This window comes from Paenibacillus piscarius, assembly GCF_022234545.1.
GTDB classification, from domain to species: domain Bacteria; phylum Bacillota; class Bacilli; order Paenibacillales; family Paenibacillaceae; genus Paenibacillus_AQ; species Paenibacillus_AQ piscarius.
Genome location: NZ_JAIEUI010000011.1, coordinates 113605 through 133477, shown reverse-complemented (window position 1 = coordinate 133477; position 19873 = coordinate 113605). Strand labels below are relative to the sequence as shown.

The following is a 19873-nucleotide window of genomic DNA, read 5'->3' as shown; positions in this document are numbered from 1 at the left end:
TGCCGGAGACTGAGAGCACCCTTATGAGCTGCAAGTGCCGAAGTTCACTTCCGAGTCGGCCCTTGAAGTACCTTGCTGCAGCAGGTATGGGTAGGGAGGCCCGCCCCCTGCGTTAACGGGTGTAAGACAGAGTGAATTCCGGGATGGCCGCTGCTTAAGCGTGCCGTCAGTGAGATCATCAGCAGGATTCATCTCTAAATAAGGGTGGTACCACGGCTCCTCGTCCCTTGCGGCGGGGGCCTTTTTGCGTTCATTTACAGGATTAATCATTAACTACACAAGGGAGTGTCTGGAATGAGTAAGATGGAGCTTGAGGATCTGAGAACAAGATTGGATGAGATTAACGGCCAGCTGCTGGAGCTGATCTCGGAGCGTGCCGGAGTCGTGCAGGAGATTGGTGTCCTCAAAGAGAAGCAGGGTGTGCCGAAGTTCGATCCTGAACGGGAGAAGGCGATGCTGGAGAAGCTGGTAGCGAGCAACAAGGGGCCGTTCACCAGCGGAACGATCCGCACGCTGTTCAAGCAGATTTTCTCTGCGTCCCTGGACCTCCAGAGTACCGAGCACAAGAAGTCCCTGCTGGTAGCGCGCAAGAACCATACCGAGGATACGGTCATTAATCTTCCGGGTGGAGTCACTGTCGGCGGCTTGTCGTCCCTCATGGTGGCCGGCCCGTGCTCGGTGGAGAGCGAGCTGCAGACCCGCACCGTGGCTGCCGCCCTGCAGAAGGCAGGTGTGAAGGTGATGCGCGGCGGAGCCTTCAAGCCCCGTACCTCCCCGTATGATTTCCAGGGATTGGGGATGGACGGGCTGAGAATTCTGCGTGAAGCGGCGAATGAGTACGGGCTGCTGACCATCAGCGAGATTGTCGACCCCCGCCATATTGAAGAGGCGCTGGACTATGTGGATGTGATTCAGGTCGGCGCACGGAATATGCACAACTTCGAGCTGCTGAAGGCGGTAGGGGAAGTGAATAAACCGGTGCTGCTGAAGCGCGGATTATCCGCTACGCTGGATGAATTCGTCCATGCGGCCGAATATATCATGTCACGCGGCAATATGGAGATTATGCTGATTGAGCGCGGTATCCGCACGTATGAGAAGTCGACGCGCAATACGCTGGATATCTCGGCGGTGCCGATTCTCAAGCAGGAATGCCATCTGCCGGTGCTGGTGGACGTCACCCATTCGACCGGACGCAAGGATATTCTGATTCCATGTGCCAAGGCTGCTCTTGCCGCCGGAGCTGACGGAATTATGGTTGAGGTGCATCCGGACCCGGCTACCGCTTTGTCGGATGCGGCGCAGCAGCTTAATATTGAGGAGTTCAACACCTTCTTCAATGAAGTGAAGGCATCGGGCTTGTACCGTTAATTTGAATAACCCGAATTCAGGTGTAAATCGCTGAATTCCCGAGCATAGGGAAGAAGGTAACGCTTACAATAAGGGGCTGGACTTTTGTGGTGTTAAAGGCGGGTCGGATAGAATAAGGGGCAGCAGTTAACCTTTAACACACACAGGAGGAACAGAAATTTTGAAGCCCCACGGTTTAAACAACAACGGTTGGTTCTCCAACACACGGAGTGACATATTATCAGGAATGACCGTGGCGATTGCCTTAATCCCTGAAGCTATTGCCTTCTCTATTCTCGCGGGTGTAAGCCCCATGGTGGGGTTGTATGCTTCCTTCTGCATTGCCGTAGTGACCGCCCTTGCCGGCGGACGGCCGGGTATGATCTCGGCGGCGACAGGAGCGATGGCACTGCTGGTCGGCAGCCTAGTGCTGTCCCATGGCATTGAGTACCTGTTCGCAGCCACAGTGCTGGCCGGAATTCTGCAGATTGTAATGGGGATGCTGAAGCTGGGCAGATTCATTACCTTCCTGCCGCAGCCGGTGATGACCGGCTTTGTCAATGCGCTGGCGATTCTGATTTTCATGGCTCAGCTGGTGCATTTTGAAGGGCAAGGCTGGCTGATGTACGCGCTCGTGGCGCTTACACTGCTCATCATCTATACCGTTCCGCGGATTACCCGGGCAGTGCCTTCGGCCCTTGTGGCCATTGTTGCCGTCTCCGTCCTCAGTATAGCGCTTGGTCTGGATGTTAGAACTGTAGGCGATATGGGAACTATTACTTCAGCCCTTCCGGTGTTTCATCTGCCGGAGCTTCCCCTTACGCTGGATACCCTGCTGATCATTCTGCCGTATTCGCTGTCGCTGGCGGTAGTCGGGCTGCTGGAATCCCTGATGACGGCCACGCTGATCGATGATATCACCGGCACCGGCAGTGACAAGAACCGCGAAGCAAAAGGTCAGGGGCTTGCCAACATCGTAACCGGCTTTTTCGGGGGCATGGCGGGTTGTGCGATGATCGGCCAGTCGATGGTCAATATGAAATCAGGCGGGCGGACGCGCTTATCTACCTTTGTATCCGGTGTTTTTCTCCTCTTTCTGATTCTGGTTCTGGGTGATGTGGTCAAGCGGATTCCTATGGGCGCACTGGTCGGTGTAATGATTATGGTCTGCATCAGCACCTTTGAATGGAAATCCCTGACCCGCCTGCGGCGGGTCCCCTTAAGCGATGCCCTGGTGATGATTGTTACCGTAGTTACAGTAGTGGCTACCGATAACCTGTCCATCGGTGTGCTGTTTGGTGTCCTGCTCAGCGCGCTGTGCTTTGCCTGGAAGATCGCATCCATCCAGCTAAGCGTTGACCCTGCGGACTCTGTAACCACTTATAGGGTATCAGGCCAGCTCTTCTTTGGCACAACCAGCCATTTCCTGAAGGAATTCAGATATGAGAGTGATCCGGAGCAGGTTGTCATCGACTTCAGCCATTCGCATGTGTGGGATCAGTCGGCAGTTGGAGCTATCGCGAAGGCCACTCACAAATACGGTGCACTCGGCAAAAAAGTAACAATAACCGGTCTGAATGAAGAAAGTACCCGGCTTGTACAGAGAGTCGGCTTATCGCCTTCGGGCGGTCATTGACGGGAAAGGCCAGAGGCTGTTTCTGAAGCGGGTACGCTTTGGAAGCAGCCTTTTTTTGAAATACATAATTTTTAATCATTCAGGTCCCGGCGGAAAAGGATTTTCAAAAAGTTTGTCGAAATTTTCCTGGAGAGGGACATTTGTCATTGCTTCTTCGGATGGCCCTACTATAACCACGCTATTGTGATGCGCGAAAGGGAAGGCCTCCATGTTTTCTTTTATCCGAACCCGATTGATTGCCCGTATTCTCTGTGTTATGACCGCAGTAATTCTATGTATTACAGCCGGCAACGCCGCTATTCAATGGGTGAACACCGGCACAGCGGTCAGAGGGACAATTAGCAGCTACAACATGAATATTGCCAGTAACTATGTGACACAGATAGATCCTGCCCGTTATAAGCAGTTCCTGGCCGACCCTCAGGAGTCGGATCTGTACTGGTCCCTGCGTAACGAGCTGGACCAGTTCCGCAAGTCGATAGGTGCGCGGTATGTGTATTTTGTCCGAATCAGTGAAGCCGGTCAGCCGCTGCTGATGATTGACGGCAGGCCGCAGGGGGACCCGCTGGCCTCAGGGATCAATGAAGCGACGGATATGCCCGCAGGTGCGGTGCAATCGGTGCTTGCCGGTGAGAATGCCAGTACGCCGCTGATCAGCAACCCTGAATACGGGGATTATATCTCTGCATTCGTTCCGGTGAAGGACACGGGCGGCGGACTGGTCGGGGCGCTGGGTATTGATACCGATGTTGCGGTCCTGAGTACGCTTACCCGGGATGTCCTGCTTCAGAGCCTGCCGCTCTATAGCATTATTCTGGCGCTATCGCTGGGGGCGCTCGCAGTGCTGGCCTGGTTCGTATCCAGGTCACTGCGTCCGCTGAAGACGATTACGCAGAGCGCGGGTGCCATGGCCGAAGGGGACCTCGCCGGGGCTGCCGGTATTCTGCGCGGCCGTCCGGTCAACTCCCGGGATGAGATTGGCAGAGCTTATCAGGCGATGCTCCAGATGTCAGGGGACCTGAATGCCAGAGTGCGGGGGATGGTGTCCGGGGTGTCCAGCGCGTCCGACAGTCTCTACAGCTCCTCCGAGACGTTCGCCAGGAATGCCGGTGATGTGCTGCAGATGAGCGAGACCGTTAGCGGCAGAATCAGTGACATCGACGCCGGTGCTCATTCGCAGACCGAAGGAGCGCAGAGCAGCGCTATCGCCATGCATGAGATGGCGCTGGGCATCTCACGGATCTCTGAGTCCTCGGCGGCGGTCTCGGAATCGGCAGCCCGGGCGCTGGACATCGTCGAGTCCTCCCAGACCGCGATGAATCATACGAATCAGCAGATGCAGTCGATCTCCGTATCCACCGGGGACACCCTGGATACCGTGCTGCTGCTGCAAGGCTATACGGATGAGATTGAAGGCGCGCTGGCTGCGATCAGGCAGTCCGCCGACCAGACGAAGCTGCTGGCACTGAACGCCTCCATCGAGGCGGCGCGTGCAGGCGAGCACGGCAGAGGCTTCACCGTTGTAGCCGGTGAAGTGCGCAAGCTGGCGGAGGGCTCCGCAGCCGCTGCCGAGCAGGTGACCGGGCTGCTGCTGCAGATCAGCCAGGCTTCGGCAAGCATCGGGGTACAGATGTCAGGCGCATCCGCTGAAGTGCAGGAAGGGGTGCGGATGTCAGCCGAAGCGGAGGCTTCTCTTATGAAGGCGGCCAGCGCCTTCCGTGAGGTAGCCGGACAGATCATCGATGTATCGGCGACCGCCGAGCAGCTGTCCGCCGGCTCTGAGGAGGTTGCCGCAGCGGTGGGCAGCATGGCGGATATCGCCGGGGAAGCCGCTGAGCAGACGCGGGAGATTCGTGAGCTGACCCGTCTGCAATTGGCGAGAATTCAAGAGGTCTACGAGGCTTCGCAGACGATCAGCGACAGTACCGGCGATCTGCGGGAGGCTATTGGTCAGGTGAAGGTATAGAAGGTACGGGCTGCCGCCTGCCGGGCGCTTGGGAATGCTCCGGCGCCGCCGGTCAGGCAATGACAGCGGGTATGCCCGTCTTCCGCCAGCTTTCCAAAGCGTCCCACTATTGGTATGATTACAAGGGATGCTGAATCCATTACCGATTAGATGGAGGAATTAATGATGAGTGAAACGACAATATCCGGGATGATCGACCATACACTGCTGAAGGCAGATGCCCGGAAAGACGATATTATCAAGCTGGCCGAAGAAGCAAAGGCCTATAAATTCGCCTCGGTCTGCGTGAACCCGGCCTGGGTTGCTACGGCTCATGCCGTACTGAAGGACACGCCTGAGGTGAAGGTATGTACAGTAATCGGCTTCCCATTGGGAGCTTCTACACCGGAAACGAAAGCATTCGAGACAACCAATGCAATCAGTAACGGTGCCGGCGAAGTGGACATGGTCATCAACATCGGCGCCCTGAAGGACGGAGACGATGAACTGGTGAAGCGTGATATTGCTGCGGTAGTGGACGCTGCACGCGGCAAGGCGCTGACCAAGGTGATCATCGAGACCTGTCTGCTGACTGAGGAAGAGAAGATCCGTGCCTGCAAGCTTGCTGTAGCAGCGGGTGCAGACTTCGTGAAGACCTCTACCGGCTTCTCTACCGGCGGTGCAACGAAGGAGGATATCGCTCTGATGCGGGCGACAGTCGGACCGGAGATCGGCGTGAAGGCCTCCGGCGGTGTCCGCAGCGCAGAGGATGCGATGGTCATGATCGGCGCAGGCGCCAGCCGGATCGGCACCAGCGGCGGTGTAGCCATCGCCAAGGGCGAGCAGAGCCAGAGCAGTTATTAAGCTGAGGTAAGCTAAACGGATTGTACTTGTAAGTTTTCTGGACCAGGAATGGCGTGACTCCAAAGAATGTTTGGCCTTCCGGCCGCTGTTGTCCCCAGATTTCCTCAATTGTACCGCTGTTCGCGGTTGAAATCCGGTGACAAAGGCGGACGCTGACGCTCCTACAGTGCCAAAATTCCCCTCCGTCACGTTTTCCCTGTCTATGTATTCCAAGTTCAATCTACATAGATTAATAAACGGCTGCGGCCTCCTTGGGTTCAAGGGAGCTGCAGCCGTTTTGTGTTTAGAGGAAGTAGGGTAGGTGGATTTACTCCAACTATTAATGAACGAATGAGCGCTGGAGAACCAGTAGTTGGATAAACAGCACTTAAATTCTCCCGATTCATCCCAAATAGCATAAAGTAACAATATTAGTTGCTGTTTTTCCACCTTTTTCCGGTAACTCCAGCCCAATGGGCGAATTAAGATACGTTATTCCACTTGCTTGGTGCAGGAGAGCTATCTATTCAGGGCTTCACCCTAAACCAATCCCTTATCCATCGCCTTGCCGATCAGCGTGGCGAACAGGCTGTTGGACCAGGCGAACCACTCGCGCGAGAAGTCGGCCGGGTTATCCGGGTGGAAGCCCTCGTGCATGTAGCCTCTATCGGCATCGGTGCGGATCAGCATGTCGATCAGCTCCTTGATCTCCTCATCGTTATCCGCCGTCAGCGCCTGCATCGACAGCGCCATATGCCAGACGTAACCGCCCGGGGTGTGCGGACTGCCGATGCCTTTGGCGTGCTTGCCCTCGAAATAGAACGGGTTGTCGAAGCTGAGTGCGAACCGGCGGGTATTCTGATAGATCTCATCCTCCACGCCAACATAACCAATGTAAGGAATAGAGATTAGCCCCGGGGTTCCGGCATCGTCCATCAACGAGTAATTGCCATAGCCGTCCGTCTCATAGGCGTAGATTCTGCCGTACTTCGGATGGTTCACGATGCCGTAGGTGCGGATGCCGAAGTCGATCTCTTTGCGGAGCTTCGCCGCTCTCGCCGCCAGCCGCTCATCCTGATATATTTCGCTCGCGATCTCGCCGATATACCCCAGAATCACTACAGCGAACATATTCGAAGGAATATTGTAGCCGAATTCGCAGCTGTCATCGCTCGGGCGGAAGCCCGACCAGCTCATCCCCGTATAGTTGACCGGCATCCCGCGTCCGTTATTATGCAGCGTCTCCGTATCCTGGAGCGTCTGGCGGATGAAATGGTAAGGGGATTTCTCCCCGTGATGCTGCTCGGTCTCGATCGTGTTCACGATAGAGGTCAGCGCCTGGTAGCAGGCGGCATCGAAGATGTCGGTCTGCTCCGCTTCCTTCCAGTACATATAAGCGAGCTGAACGACGAAGCAGAGGGAGTCCAGCTCATATTTGCGTTCCCACATCCACGGATTCAAGTTGCAGTCGTCCGTATCGCGGTAATGCTTGTCATTTGCGGTTTCGTTGAAGGCGTTAGTGTACGGATCAATATTCACATAGAACATCTGGCGGGCAATCAGGCCGCGGAGAATCCGCTGCAATTCAGGGTCGTTTTTGGCAAAAGGAATATAGTGCCGCACCTGCTCCGTCGAATCGCGCAGCCACATGGCCGGGATATCGCCGGTGAACACAAAGGTCGTGCCGTCATCCAGTAGCTTAGTCGTGGTCTCCAGGGTGTTCGGGAAGCAGTTGCGGAACAACTGCTGAAGTTTTGGGTGATGCGCAAGCCGTTCATCGGCCTCATTCAGATAGGCGGTAATGGAAGCTGGCAGATTCATGGTGTAACTCCTCCTGGCATAGTGAATTTAGGATTGTGCAGGCTTTAGAGCATAGGTGACGATTTGTGCTTTACCGGCAGAGCGGCGGAGAGTACCCTCATCCAGGGCTTCCCGCTGCTTGCGCCGTTCGAGAATATCACTGGCATATACGGCCTCCACCGGAAAATGCGGCGTAAGCGCGAGCTCTTGCTCTACTCCCGCCAGATTGTACCAGCGCAGGATGATGTCCTCATGGTCTGCGGACATTTTGCAGGCGGACAGCGCCAGGGTGCGGCCCTGCCATTCCAGCGGCTGATAGACCGCCGGGAGCGAGCCTTCCTGCCAGCTGGTCTGGACCGTGAACCAAGGCACCTGGTACTGGTAGGCCCAGGCACAAGCCTCCGTCCAGTCCGCATCTCCGGCAAAGGGACGGATCGCGAATTCCACGGTCTGCCCGCCAAGGCACTGGGCCTCCGGTGTAGGGAATACGCCCCAGTCGCCCAGCTCCGATACGCTGCGCAGCAGGGTGACGGCAATCGTATTGCTGCCGTCCCGCAGCACCTCGTATTCGTTCAGTCCCTTGTTGGCCGCCAGCAGTCCGGTGCTGCCATCCGACACACTGACATAAGCCTGCTGGTGCTGGGCATTGCTTGGATTGATCCAGTCCGCAGCCGGCTCAATCTCGCGCTCGGCAGCTTCGAAGATCGAATCGGCCCGCAGGGTCGATGCATCCAGCCCGGTAGGGAAGAGCACGCGCAGCCGGTGGTCCTTGGCCTGATTATTGAATGCGGCCGAGACCTGAACACCGGTCCCGCCGGCCTCCAGGCTGATCCGGGTCACGATCCGCAGCGGCACCTGCTCTACAGAGCGTCCGGCCTTGCGCTGCCGGAACGGCACCATTCTGCGCTTCTCGTCCTCGAACGAAGCATCTGCGGAGGCAGGAATCGTCCATTCGTGCACGATTTCATACGTGATGCGGTTAGGCTCATGCTCAGCCAGCGAGATGCGGGCAGCGAGGCCCTTGGTCGTCAGCGCAGCATCGCCCTCCGGCTGGCGGAACACATATTCATTGCCGATATCGCCGCAGTTCTCATAGACACCGAGTCCGGTGAAGCTGCGGCCCGTCCGCTTGTCGGCCACATCGTAAGACCCGTCCTCGCGGATACGGACGGCCAGGAAGTCGTTCTCCATCCCCTGTTCCAGCACCTTAAGCGGACCTTCAGCAGCAACCCCGGCGGATTCATCCGCCGACTCTACCCAGGCATAGGTGCTATAGCCTAACGGCGGCACCTGCGCAGCCTCGAAGGTCAGCCGGACCATCCGGGCCATATATGGCTTGCGGAACTGGTCGTCAGGCAGCTCATAGCCGAACCGGGTGCCCAGATCCTCCGCCTTGCAAGCCACAGTCTGCCCTTCAACATCGAGCAGACGCCCGCGCTCCAAGTCAAGCGGCAGCTGATCCAGCGCTTCGGCAATCGCCGCCGGATTCGGCCCTTCCTTGAAATAACGCTTGGCGAAGATCACCTCCACGCTTACTGTTCCGCTGCGCTCCCAGCCGGTAGTATTGAACACCGTCACCGGCCGGGCCGATTCGCCCCAGGCGGCAACCTTCCGGGTGCCAATCTGTGCGGAGACCGCTTTCAGACTGTCTTCGATAATAGCTTCGCCGACATGGCGGCTCTTCTCGAAACGGCTGATCATCTCGCGGTGGACCTCATCCACACTGCAGCCGCAGATGCTGTCATGCGGGTGGTTCTGCATCAGCGTCTTCCAGGCATAAGTCAGCAGGGCATGAGGATAAGCTTGCCCGCTGACCAGGTAAGCCAATGCCGCCAGCGGCTCAGCACCCTTCTCCAGCAGCGTCTGGCCCTGCTGGTTGAGCTGCTTCAGGTAGACGCGGGCGGAGGCGGTATTCACCAGCGTCCCCCAGCCGTCCGTATGCTGGCTGCGCAGCTCGCCGTGCACGGTGACCAGATCCTCAGGCAGCGAAGGCGCCAGCGCCTTCAGGTATTGCTCGAAGCTGGAGTGGACAAAGTCCGTGTCCGGGTACAGCTTCCGGGCCGTCTCCAGCGCATCCGCGAGATCGCGCTGCACCGGCTGATGATCACAGCCGTTCATGAACAGCAGCTCCGGGGTGGAGGCGTATTTGCCGGCATCGGCGAGTTTTTTGTCCCAGAAGAGCTTGGCTTCCTCGGCATCCACCGGAACCTCATTGCCGTTGCTGTACCAGTTCGCAAACAGCAGTCCAAGCACCACCGAGCCATCCGGGGATTCCCAGTACATCTCGGAGTAAGGCGATTCATAGCTGGTACTGTTCAGCTCGCCGACCATATTATCGAAGCCCGTCGGCTTCACGCCGCGGCCGAACACCGCAGTCTCGATGTCAGCCTGCTTGAGCAGCTGGGGGGCTTGGCCCATATTGCCGAAGGAATCGGGGAAGTAGCCGAGCTTCGAGATCACGCCATATTTCGCTGCGTCCTGATGGCCAATCAGCAGATTGCGCACATTGGCCTCGGAGCTGGTCAGGAACTCATCCTGGAGCACATACCAGGGGCCGATGACAATCCGGCCTTCACGGATGAACCGCTCCAGCTGCTCTCTCCGCTCAGGGTGAATCTGCAGATAGTCTTCAATAATTATGGTCTGTCCGTCCAGGTGGAAGTACCGGTAGCGCTCGTCCTGCTCCAGCGTCTCCAGCAGCTCATTCATCAGCTTCGCCAGCAGCACATGGTGACGCTCATAAGGCATATACCATTCCCGGTCCCAATGGGTATGTGAGATCAGGTGGGCAGTTGTACGGGTCATGACAGAAACCTCCTATATCTTCAGTCGGTGTTGTAGTGTCGGCATTCGTAGCAAATGTTTACATACCTGCCGGGGGAGCACAATATGTAACTTTTGCAGCGGGGAGGCGGGTTCATAATTCACACATTTACCGCAGACAGCGGGCGGAAGCGCAGACAAGCTATTCAGGCTGTAAGCCCCGCAGCGGTGCGGTTTTACACTCCGTTAACATGACAATGCACAACCTACATATTTACTGTGTCAGCTTAGTTTCACTACAATTTGGGATGTAAGCGTTAGCAGGCTAGACCTTCACAGGAATGCGAAGCGGATACATGATTTGCTGTAATGAAAACTAACATAGAGAGGAGTGGGAGAATGAAGGGGAACAAAACCCTTGGCAAACGAATCTGGCAGAATTGGGAGCTCTATCTGTTCATGCTTCCGGCGCTGCTGTATTTCTTCATCTTTCATTATGGTCCGATGTACGGCATTCAGATTGCCTTCAAGAACTTCGTACCTTCCAAAGGAATTACGGGCAGCGATTGGGTAGGCTTCGACCATTTCGAACGGTTCTTCAATTCTTATTTCTTCTGGGATCTGCTGTGGAACACATTCAGCATCAGCTTCTATGAGCTTGCCATCGGGTTTCCGCTGCCGATCATTCTGGCCCTGGCCTTCAATGAGGTCCGCAACGGCCCGTTCAAGAAGTCGGTCCAGACGGTTACCTATGCGCCGCATTTCATTTCAGTGGTCGTCATGGCAGGGATGATTATTACCTTCCTGTCGCCCTCCAGCGGAATGATTGTCCGGGCGATTGAATTCCTGGGCTTCCAGCCCGCACAGTTCCTGACCGATCCGGCCTGGTTCAAGACAGTATATGTCTTCTCGGGCGTCTGGCAGAGCACCGGGTGGGGAACGATTATCTATCTCGCGGCCTTGTCCGGCGTAGATCCCCAGCTGCATGAAGCAGCCATCGTGGATGGAGCGAGCCGGATCAAGCGGGTGCTGCATATCAATCTGCCGACGATTATACCCACGATTACAATCATGCTGATTCTGAACATGGGTAACATTCTGGGCCTGGGCTTCGAGAAAATCCTGCTGCTGCAGAATTCGCTCAACATGGAAGCCTCCGATGTCATATCCACCTATGTCTACCGCGCCGGTCTGGTGAACGCCCAATACAGCTTCTCGACCGCTGTCGGATTGTTCAACTCGGTAGTCAACGTAATTCTGCTGGTGACCGTGAACCGGATTGCCAAACGCACCAGTGAGAACAGCCTCTGGTAGAAAGGAGTTGAAGTCTTTTGGTTACTGCCATGAAAGAATCCAGGGGAGATAAGCTGTTTCTGATCAGCACCTACATCTATCTGTGCCTTGCGCTGGTAGTGGTGCTCTATCCGCTGATCTATATCCTCAGCGCGTCCATCAGCTCGCCGCAGGATGTCAATTCGGGCGCGATGTGGCTGTTCCCGAAGAATGTGACCCTGGACGGCTACAAGCTGGTGTTCGAGAACCCGAAGATCTGGAACGGGTATCTGAATACCATCATTTACACCGTGGTGGGTACGCTGCTGAATCTGGCCGTTACGCTGCCTGCCGCGTATGCGCTCAGCCGGTCTGATTTTGTCGGACGCCAGCTGTTCATGGGCCTCATTCTGTTCACAATGTTCTTCAGCGGCGGGCTGGTGCCGACGTATCTGCTTGTCAAGAACCTGGGCCTCATTAACAGCATGGGGGCGCTGATCCTGCCGGTGGCCGCATCGGTGTGGAACATCGTGGTCGCCCGCACCTTTTTCCAGTCCACCATTCCAAAAGAACTGCAGGAAGCGGCCCACATCGACGGCTGTACGAATCTGAAGCTGTTCCTCCGCATTATCCTGCCGCTGTCTGCGCCGATTGTCGCCGTGATGGCCTTGTTCTACGGGGTTGGACACTGGAACAGCTACTTCCCGTCCCTGATCTACTTGAATGATGAAGCCAAATATCCGCTGCAGATGGTGCTGCGCCAGATCCTGGTCCTGCAGGAAATGTCGGCTGAGACTACAGGCGCTGCGATCAACGGCGAGGTGGCTATGGCCATGAATAATAAGGCAGAGACAGCATCGCTGGTCAAATATGGCGTTATCGTCGTCTCGACACTGCCGATTGTGGCGGTCTACCCGTTCCTGCAGCGTTATTTTGTCCAAGGCGTCATGATTGGCTCTGTGAAAGGCTAAAGGTTAAAATGTAATGAACCTAAGGAGGAATTATTAATGCAGATCACACGTAAACCATGGAAGATTCTGCTGTCTTCGGCTGTGATTGTTGGACTGCTGGCAGGCTGCGGGAGCTCCAATGAAGGCAATGCGAATAAGAGTACCGGCGAGGCCACGGTGAACAAGGAGGGCTTCCCGATTGTGAGTGAGCCGATCACTCTGTCCATGATGGCCCCGGATGTAGGCATTCAGAACTGGGAGAATATGCCCGTGCTTCAGCAGATGAAGGAGAAGACCGGGATTACGATGGAATATAAAAATGCGCCGAAGGACAGCTTCGATACCAAAAAGAATCTGGTGTTCGCCAGCGGCGATTACCCGGATATTTTCTACGCTGCCGGTCTGACGACTGCCGAGCAGATGAATTACGGCGAACAGGGGATTCTGATTCCGCTGGAGGACTTGATCGAAGAATACGCTCCGAACTTCAAGGCGCTGCTGGAGGAGAATCCGGATGTGCGCAAATCGATTACCGCCCCGGACGGTCATATCTACTCCCTGCCGGTGGTGGAGATGAGCCAGCACTGGTACCGCAACCCGATGTGGTATAACGGCGATTTCCTGAAGGCGCTGAACATTGATAAGCTGCCGGAAACGACCGAGGAGCTGTACACCTACCTGAAGCGCGTGAAGGAAGAGGATCCGAACGGCAACGGTGTTGCTGACGAGATTCCGATTTCCTCCGTGACGACAACGGCTGCGAACCTCCGCGATATCCGCACCTGGCTGATGGGCGCGTTCGGGATCTATGAAGAAGAGATCTATGTAGACGATGCGGACAAGGTCCACTATACACCGATGGAAGAAGCCTATAAGGAGTATCTGACGTATATGAACCGCCTGTGGTCCGAGGAGCTGCTGGATCATGAGAGCTTCTCGCAGACGGCGGAGCAGAAGAAGGCCAAGGCGCAGAATAACCGCGTGGCGCTCTTTTCCGACTGGCATGCTTATATGACGAAGGGCGGGGAGCCGTCCACGTCAGATCCGATGTTCGCCCCGGTGCGCAGTGAATCGGTAGCTGCTCCGGCGATTGCCAAGAATAGAGGAATTACAACTGGCGCATTCGCCATCACGAACACGAATCCGGCACCGGAAGCCTCGCTCCGCTGGGTAGATTACCTCTATTCCTATGAAGGCGCTCTGTTCTTCAACAAAGGGCCGGAAGGCACGCTCTGGGAGTACACCGACAAGGAGAACCGCGTGAAGCAATACCTGCCTGTACCTGACGGCAAGGAGATGGAGGATTTCCGGGCCACTCTGACGCCGAACTACGGTATTCCTGCACCAACCCTGTCGATGGATGACATCAATAAGGGGCTGAAGACCGACTTTGACCTGTGGGTAGAGCAGGAGACCAAGCAAAAGTTGCTGGATAAAGGCGCGCGCATTCCATTCCCGGCCCTGTTCCTTACCGTGGAAGAGCAGACGGAAATCAGCAGTCTGAACTCCGATCTGAGCACTTATGTCAAGCAGATGGAAGCGAAGTTCATCACCGGCGCTGAGCCGCTGACCGGCTGGGACAACTATGTGAATACTGTCAAGAAGATGGGCGGAGAGCGTGTAGCCGAGATCAATCAGGCTGCCTATGACCGCTGGAAGACTAACTAAATCAGGCCCGGCAGAAAGGTGCTGTAAAAATGATCTATAAGGATAAAACACAATCTGTGGCAGATCGGGTACAGGACCTGCTGCAGCGCATGACGCTTGGAGAGAAGGCTGGACAATTAGTCCAGCCTTTCGGCTGGCAGTGCTATGAGAAGCGCGCGGACGGAACCACAGGCATGACGGAGGCCTTCAAAAGGCAGGTTGCCGCCGGAGGTGTCGGCTCCCTGTACGGGACGCTGCGTGCCGACCCGTGGACCGGCGTCACGCTGGAGACCGGCCTGTCCCTGAAGGAGGGGGCGGAGGCGGTTAATGCGATTCAGGCCTATGCGATGAAGGAGAGCCGGCTCGGCATTCCGATTCTGTTCGGGGAGGAATGCTCGCACGGGCATATGGCGATCGGGGCGACTGTATTTCCGGTGCCGCTGGCGCTGGGCAGCATGTGGAACCCGGAGCTGTACCGGGAGATGTGCCGGGTGGTGGCGCTGGAGACCCGCAGCCAGGGCGGAGCGGCGACCTACTCGCCGGTGCTGGATGTGGTGCGTGATCCGCGCTGGGGCCGGACGGAGGAGACCTTCGGCGAAGACCCGTTCCTGATTGCGGCGATGGGTGTAGAAGCCGTGAAGGGCTTGCAGGGGGAGCGGCTGGATGCGGAGGATTCCGTGCTGGCCACCTTGAAGCACTTCGCCGCTTATGGCAGCTCGGAAGGCGGGCGCAACTCCGCACCCGTGCATATGGGACTGCGCGAGCTGCATGAGGTCGATCTGCTGCCGTTCCGTAAGGCAGTAGAGGCCGGAGCGCTGTCCATTATGACAGCCTACAACGAGATTGACGGCGTGCCTTGTACGACTAACCGTTATCTGTTGCAGGATGTACTGCGGGAGCAGTGGGGCTTCGACGGGTTCGTGATCACGGACTGCGGAGCGCTGGGCATGCTGACGAATGGTCATAACACCGCAGATAGCGGGGAGACAGCTGTAGCTCAGGCTCTGTTGGCGGGCATCGATATGGAGATGTCGGGCGAGATGTTCGAGCAGCATATCGCCGCTGCTATCGAGCACGGGCGGCTGCAGGAATCAGATCTGGACCGCGCGGCAGCGCGGATTCTGGAGCTGAAGTTCAAGCTCGGGCTGTTCGACCGTCCTTACGCTGATCCTGAGCAGGCGGAGAGCATCATCGGCAAGCCGGAGCACTGTGAGCTGGCCCGGCGGATCGCCGGGGAGAGCATCATTATGCTGAAGAATGAGAACGCAGCGCTGCCGCTAAGCAAGGAGATCCGTAAGCTTGCCGTAATCGGTCCCAATGCGGATGCGCCGTACAACCAGCTTGGCGACTACACCTCGCCGCAGCCCAAAGGTGCGATTGTCACCGTGCTGGACGGCATCCGGCAGGCGCTGGGCGGCGGAGCGGACAAGGTTCTGTACGCACCCGGCTGCCGGATCAAGGGGGATTCCCGGGAGGGCTTCGCCCCTGCGCTGGCCTGCGCGGCCGAAGCCGATGCGGTGGTGCTGGCAATCGGCGGCTCCAGCGCCAGAGACTTCGGTGAGGGGACGATTGACCTGCTCACCGGCGCTTCTGTCGTGACGGAGCATTCCTGGAGCGACATGGAATGCGGAGAGGGCATCGACCGGTCCACGCTGAATCTGATGGGCGTGCAGCTTGAATTGGCGCAGGAGCTGCACAAGCTGGGCAAGCCGCTGATTGTGGTCTATATCAACGGCCGCCCGATTGCCGAGCCTTGGATTGTAGAACACGCCGACGCCATTCTGGAGGCGTGGTACCCGGGGCAGGAGGGCGGACATGCGATTGCCGATATCCTGTTCGGCGAGGTGAATCCTTCCGGGCGGCTGACGATCAGCATTCCGAAGCATGTCGGCCAGCTGCCCGTGTATTACTACAAGCGGCGGACAAGAGGGAAGCGGTATCTGGAGACGGATTTTCACGCGGAATATCCCTTCGGCTATGGTCTTAGCTTCAGTGAATTCGGGTACAGCAACTTGAAGGTGGAGCCTCCAGTCATTTCTGCGGATGAGGAAGCGCTGGTCTCCGTGGATGTAACTAATCAGGGTGACCGGGCAGGCAGCGAGGTGGTCCAGCTGTATATTTCCGACCTGGCCTCTTCCATTACCCGTCCTGAGAAGCAGCTGAAGGGCTTCTGCAAAATCAGCCTCCAGCCGGGAGACACGCAGACGGTAAAGTTCCGTGTCGGCCGGGAGGAGCTGGAGTATGTATCGGCGGACCTGACGCGGATCGTCGAGCCGGGAGCATTCACGGTTATGGCCGGGCCGAACTCCGCCGAGTACCTGAGCGCGCCGCTCCAGGTCAGAGAGGAGGGCTAAGCCATGAAGCGTATGGACCGGTTCACCGGATGGCTGGCCAAGCGGCAGTGGGCTGAGAAGATAGAGCTTGCAGAATGGACGATGGGTAAGTCCCGCTATCTCACTCCCGGCTGCTATGAGCATGAGGCGGAGCTGCATCAGAAGTACAACGTTTCTGTGCTGGACGGCGGGTATGGAACCACCTATTTCCTTCACCGGGAGATCACGGTTCCGGGAGAGTGGGCGCATGAAGAAGCGGCGCTGCTCTATCTGGGGCGCGGGGAAGGCCTGCTGAAGCTGAACGGAGCGCCGTATCATGGCCTGGACAGCAATCACTGGTTCATTCCGCTGCCGTCTTCTGCTCCAGGTGAACGTCTGGAGCTGGACATCGAGCTGTATGATCCGGTGCCTGAGCCGGAGGACCCGTTGAACCGGCAGGCGGTGATTAAGCCGCCGCTGACGGGGATTGAAATTAAGCTGGTGCGTGTCAATCGCCCGGTATACAGCCTGTTGCATACGGTGCGAATCGTGCACGAAGCGGCCCTGCTGCTGCCGGAGGGCGACATGCGCCGCATCCGCAGCCTTAAGGCGCTGGAGCGGGTGATGGACACGCTCTATATGAAGGAGGAGCTGCTGCTGGACAGCGAGGCTATAACTGCGGCGGAACAGCAGCTGCGGGCGGCCGCTTCAGCGGAACGGTCTGCGGGGCTGAACCCGGGGACGATGCACATGGTCGGCCAGTCGCATATTGATGTGGCCTGGCTGTGGCCGGTCCGGGAGACGGTGCGCAAGGTCAGCCGGACCTTCTCCACGGTCTGCACCCTGATGGACAAGTACCCGGACTTCCGGTACTCGCAGAGCCAGCCCCAGCTCTATGCCTTCGCCAAGGAGTATTATCCCGAGCTGTACGGGCGGATCAAGGAGCGGATCGCTGAAGGCCGGTGGGAGCTGGTCGGCGGCATGTGGGTGGAGCCGGATCTGAACATTCCCGGCGGGGAGTCGCTGGTCCGGCAGATGCTGTACGGCCAGGATTTCTATATGAAGGAATTCGGCAAGCATTCTACGATTGAATGGCTGCCGGATACCTTCGGCTATTGTGCCTCTCTGCCGCAGCTGCTGAAGCAGGCGGGCATCGATTATTTCATGACCACCAAGCTGGGCTGGAATGATACCAATCCCTTCCCGCATACCTTATTCCATTGGGTCGGCATTGACGGGACGAAGATTGTGGCCTATCAGAACCATGGGGTGAACGAGCATACACATCCTAAGGATGTGCAGGAGCACTGGGAGGCCTACGCCCAGAAGGAAGAGCATGATGAGCTGATGCTGCTCTACGGACATGGCGACGGCGGAGGCGGAGTCACCCACGAGATGCTGGAATATGTGAGCCGCACCGGGCTTGCCCCGGGCCAGCCGGTCAGCGGATTCTCGACGGCGGAAGCCTTCTTTTCGGAGATCGGTTCACGCCAGCCGGAGCTTCCGGCGTGGCACGGGGATCTCTATCTGGAGCTGCACCGGGGCACCTTCACGACCCATGCCTTCAATAAACGCAGCAACCGCAAGGCGGAGATTCTGTACCGGCAGGCGGAGATTTGGAGCGTGCTGGCGCAGAAGGACGGTACTCTGGAGCTGGAGCAGCCGGATCAGCCGGATGTGCAGCGTCTGTTGCCTGCGGGGGAGCTGGCTGAGGGCTGGAAGCTGCTGCTGCTCAACCAGTTCCATGACATCATCCCCGGCACCTCCATCCCGGAGGTGTACACGACCTCGCGGGAGGAATACGGTGAGATCTTCCGTCTGGGCGGGCAGGTGCTGGACACCGCTCTGCACGCATTAGCAGGCCAGGTGGATACTTCGGCGGGCGAAGGCCGTCCTTATGTGGTCTTCAACAGCCTGGGCTGGGAGCGGACGGAGATCATCCGGCTGGAGGGTGGTCCTGAGCTGGCTGCTATGCAGGCCTGCGATGAAGACGGCCTGCTGCCGAGTGAATGCTGGAATACGGGGGCTGGCGGAGGCAGCTACACACTGGCTGTGCAGGTTCGTAAAGTTCCGGCCTTCGGCTGCCGGACGATCTGGCTGCGGGAGGTTACGGAGCCAGCCGGAGTAAGGCCTGAGCCGCTGAGTGAACCCGCCGCCGGAGACGATTTCCCGGAGCAATGGGAGACGGACCATTATCTCCTGACCTTCAATGAAGACGGCGAGATTAGCCGCTGGTTCGACAAAAGCGCGGGCCGCGAGCTGCTCCAGCCCGGCCAGACCGGCAACCAGCTGCAGTTCTATCATGACACCCCGCCGCTGTGGGATGCCTGGGATCTAGACCCGCGCTATGAACAGCAGCCTGCGGGCAAAGCGAAGCTGCTGGACCGCCGGGTAGTCAGCAGCGGACCTGTGCAGACCGTGCTGAGGTTCCGCTGGCAGCTCGGTGAATCACAGATTGAGCAGGAGATTGTGTTGCCCCGGAGCAGCCGCAGAGTGGATTTCCGCACCAGTGTAAGCTGGAGGGAGCAGCATAAGCTGCTGAAGGTTGCTTTTCCGGTGGACATTGTGGCAACTAAGGCTACGTATGAGATTCCGTTCGGCGCGCTGGAGCGCCCGACCCACCGCAACACCAGCTGGGAGCAGGCGCAATTCGAGGTCTGCGGGCACCGCTGGGCCGATCTGTCTGAGGGCGGCTATGGCGTCAGCCTGCTGAACGACTGCAAATACGGTTATGACATCCATGACGGAGTGCTGCGCCTCTCGCTGCTGCGTTCCCCCCGCTGGCCGGACCGCAATGCTGACCAGGGTGAGCATGAATTCACATATTCGCTCTACCCGCACAGCGGAGATTGGCGGCAGGCCGATGTAGTACGTGAAGCGGCCGCGCTGAATGAGCCGCTGCTGGCGATTAGCGAAGCCGTACATTCCGGCCGCTATCCAAGCACCCATGCCTGGCTGGCCTTCCAGAGCAGCCATGTCATGCTGGATACGATCAAGCCAGCCGAGGACGGCAGCGGCACGATTGTCCGACTGTATGAAGCGGCGGGCAGCAGAGAGACGGCCACGCTGGACTGGAAAGACGAGAAGACCAGCGCCTGCCGGGTCAATCTGCTGGAGAGCACGACTGGCTCCGTGGAGACCACCGGCGGCGTGATCCCGTTGTCCTTCAGACCCTATGAGGTCCAGACGCTTAAGCTATATAAGAAGCACAAAACAATTTAACAGAAAGCAAAGAAGCGGAGGGGAAATTTGGAACTGTAGGAGCGGTAGCGTCCGCCTTTGTGTTTGGATTTCAACCGCGAGGAGCGGGTATAATCAGGAAATTCAAACACAACAGCGGCCGGAAGTCCAAATG

At 57.5% G+C, this 19873-nt stretch carries 11 protein-coding genes; 9 read left to right on the top strand and 2 right to left on the bottom strand.

Translation table 11 applies throughout. The features are described 5' to 3' along the window. Window positions 1-294: 294 nt before the first annotated feature. The 4 genes from K1558_RS18365 to deoC all read left to right on the top strand — a co-directional run bounded on the left by K1558_RS18365 (window position 295) and on the right by deoC (window position 5795). Complete coding sequence (locus K1558_RS18365; protein ID WP_238653101.1) at window positions 295-1371, top strand: bifunctional 3-deoxy-7-phosphoheptulonate synthase/chorismate mutase; 1077 nt, start codon at window positions 295-297, stop codon at window positions 1369-1371. 160 nt (window positions 1372-1531) lie between these two features. Next, window positions 1532-2986: a SulP family inorganic anion transporter gene (locus tag K1558_RS18360; RefSeq protein ID WP_274528642.1), complete on the top strand. Its 1455-nt coding sequence runs from the start codon at window positions 1532-1534 to the stop codon at window positions 2984-2986. A 208-nt stretch (window positions 2987-3194) separates the two neighbouring features. Next, window positions 3195-4952 (top strand): methyl-accepting chemotaxis protein, encoded by a 1758-nt coding sequence (locus K1558_RS18355; RefSeq protein WP_238653100.1) that lies wholly within the window; start codon window positions 3195-3197, stop codon window positions 4950-4952. A 165-nt stretch (window positions 4953-5117) separates the two neighbouring features. Further along, a complete protein-coding gene (gene deoC, locus K1558_RS18350; protein WP_238653099.1) occupies window positions 5118-5795 on the top strand; it encodes a deoxyribose-phosphate aldolase in 678 nt (225 codons plus the stop codon). A 519-nt stretch (window positions 5796-6314) separates the two neighbouring features. Here the strand turns inward: deoC and K1558_RS18345 are convergent. Together K1558_RS18345 and K1558_RS18340 are read right to left on the bottom strand one after the other, a co-directional pair. Then, a complete protein-coding gene (locus tag K1558_RS18345) occupies window positions 6315-7595 on the bottom strand; it encodes a glycoside hydrolase family 125 protein (protein WP_238653098.1) in 1281 nt (426 codons plus the stop codon). A 27-nt stretch (window positions 7596-7622) separates the two neighbouring features. Continuing rightward, window positions 7623-10379 carry an alpha-mannosidase gene (locus tag K1558_RS18340; RefSeq protein WP_238653097.1) on the bottom strand — a complete coding sequence of 919 codons (2757 nt, stop codon included), beginning with the start codon at window positions 10377-10379 and terminating at the stop codon, window positions 7623-7625. Window positions 10380-10736: 357 nt separating this feature from the next. Here K1558_RS18340 and K1558_RS18335 point away from each other — a divergent pair, with 357 nt between their 5' ends. From K1558_RS18335 to K1558_RS18315, 5 genes are read left to right on the top strand one after another with little or no spacing between them, the layout of a single operon-like run. After that, window positions 10737-11651: an ABC transporter permease gene (locus K1558_RS18335; RefSeq protein WP_238653096.1), complete on the top strand. Its 915-nt coding sequence runs from the start codon at window positions 10737-10739 to the stop codon at window positions 11649-11651. A gap of 17 nt (window positions 11652-11668) precedes the next feature. Then, window positions 11669-12580 carry a carbohydrate ABC transporter permease gene (locus tag K1558_RS18330; RefSeq protein WP_238653095.1) on the top strand — a complete coding sequence of 304 codons (912 nt, stop codon included), beginning with the start codon at window positions 11669-11671 and terminating at the stop codon, window positions 12578-12580. A 36-nt stretch (window positions 12581-12616) separates the two neighbouring features. After that, window positions 12617-14227, top strand: coding sequence for an extracellular solute-binding protein (locus tag K1558_RS18325; RefSeq protein ID WP_238653094.1), 1611 nt, complete (start codon window positions 12617-12619; stop codon window positions 14225-14227). Window positions 14228-14256: 29 nt separating this feature from the next. Next, on the top strand, window positions 14257-16560 hold the full coding sequence (locus K1558_RS18320) for a glycoside hydrolase family 3 N-terminal domain-containing protein (RefSeq protein WP_238653093.1): 2304 nt from the start codon (window positions 14257-14259) through the stop codon (window positions 16558-16560). Between the two features lie 3 nt (window positions 16561-16563). Beyond that, window positions 16564-19740, top strand: a complete 3177-nt coding sequence (locus tag K1558_RS18315; RefSeq protein ID WP_238653092.1) for an alpha-mannosidase — start codon at window positions 16564-16566, stop codon at window positions 19738-19740. Window positions 19741-19873: the final 133 nt, after the last annotated feature.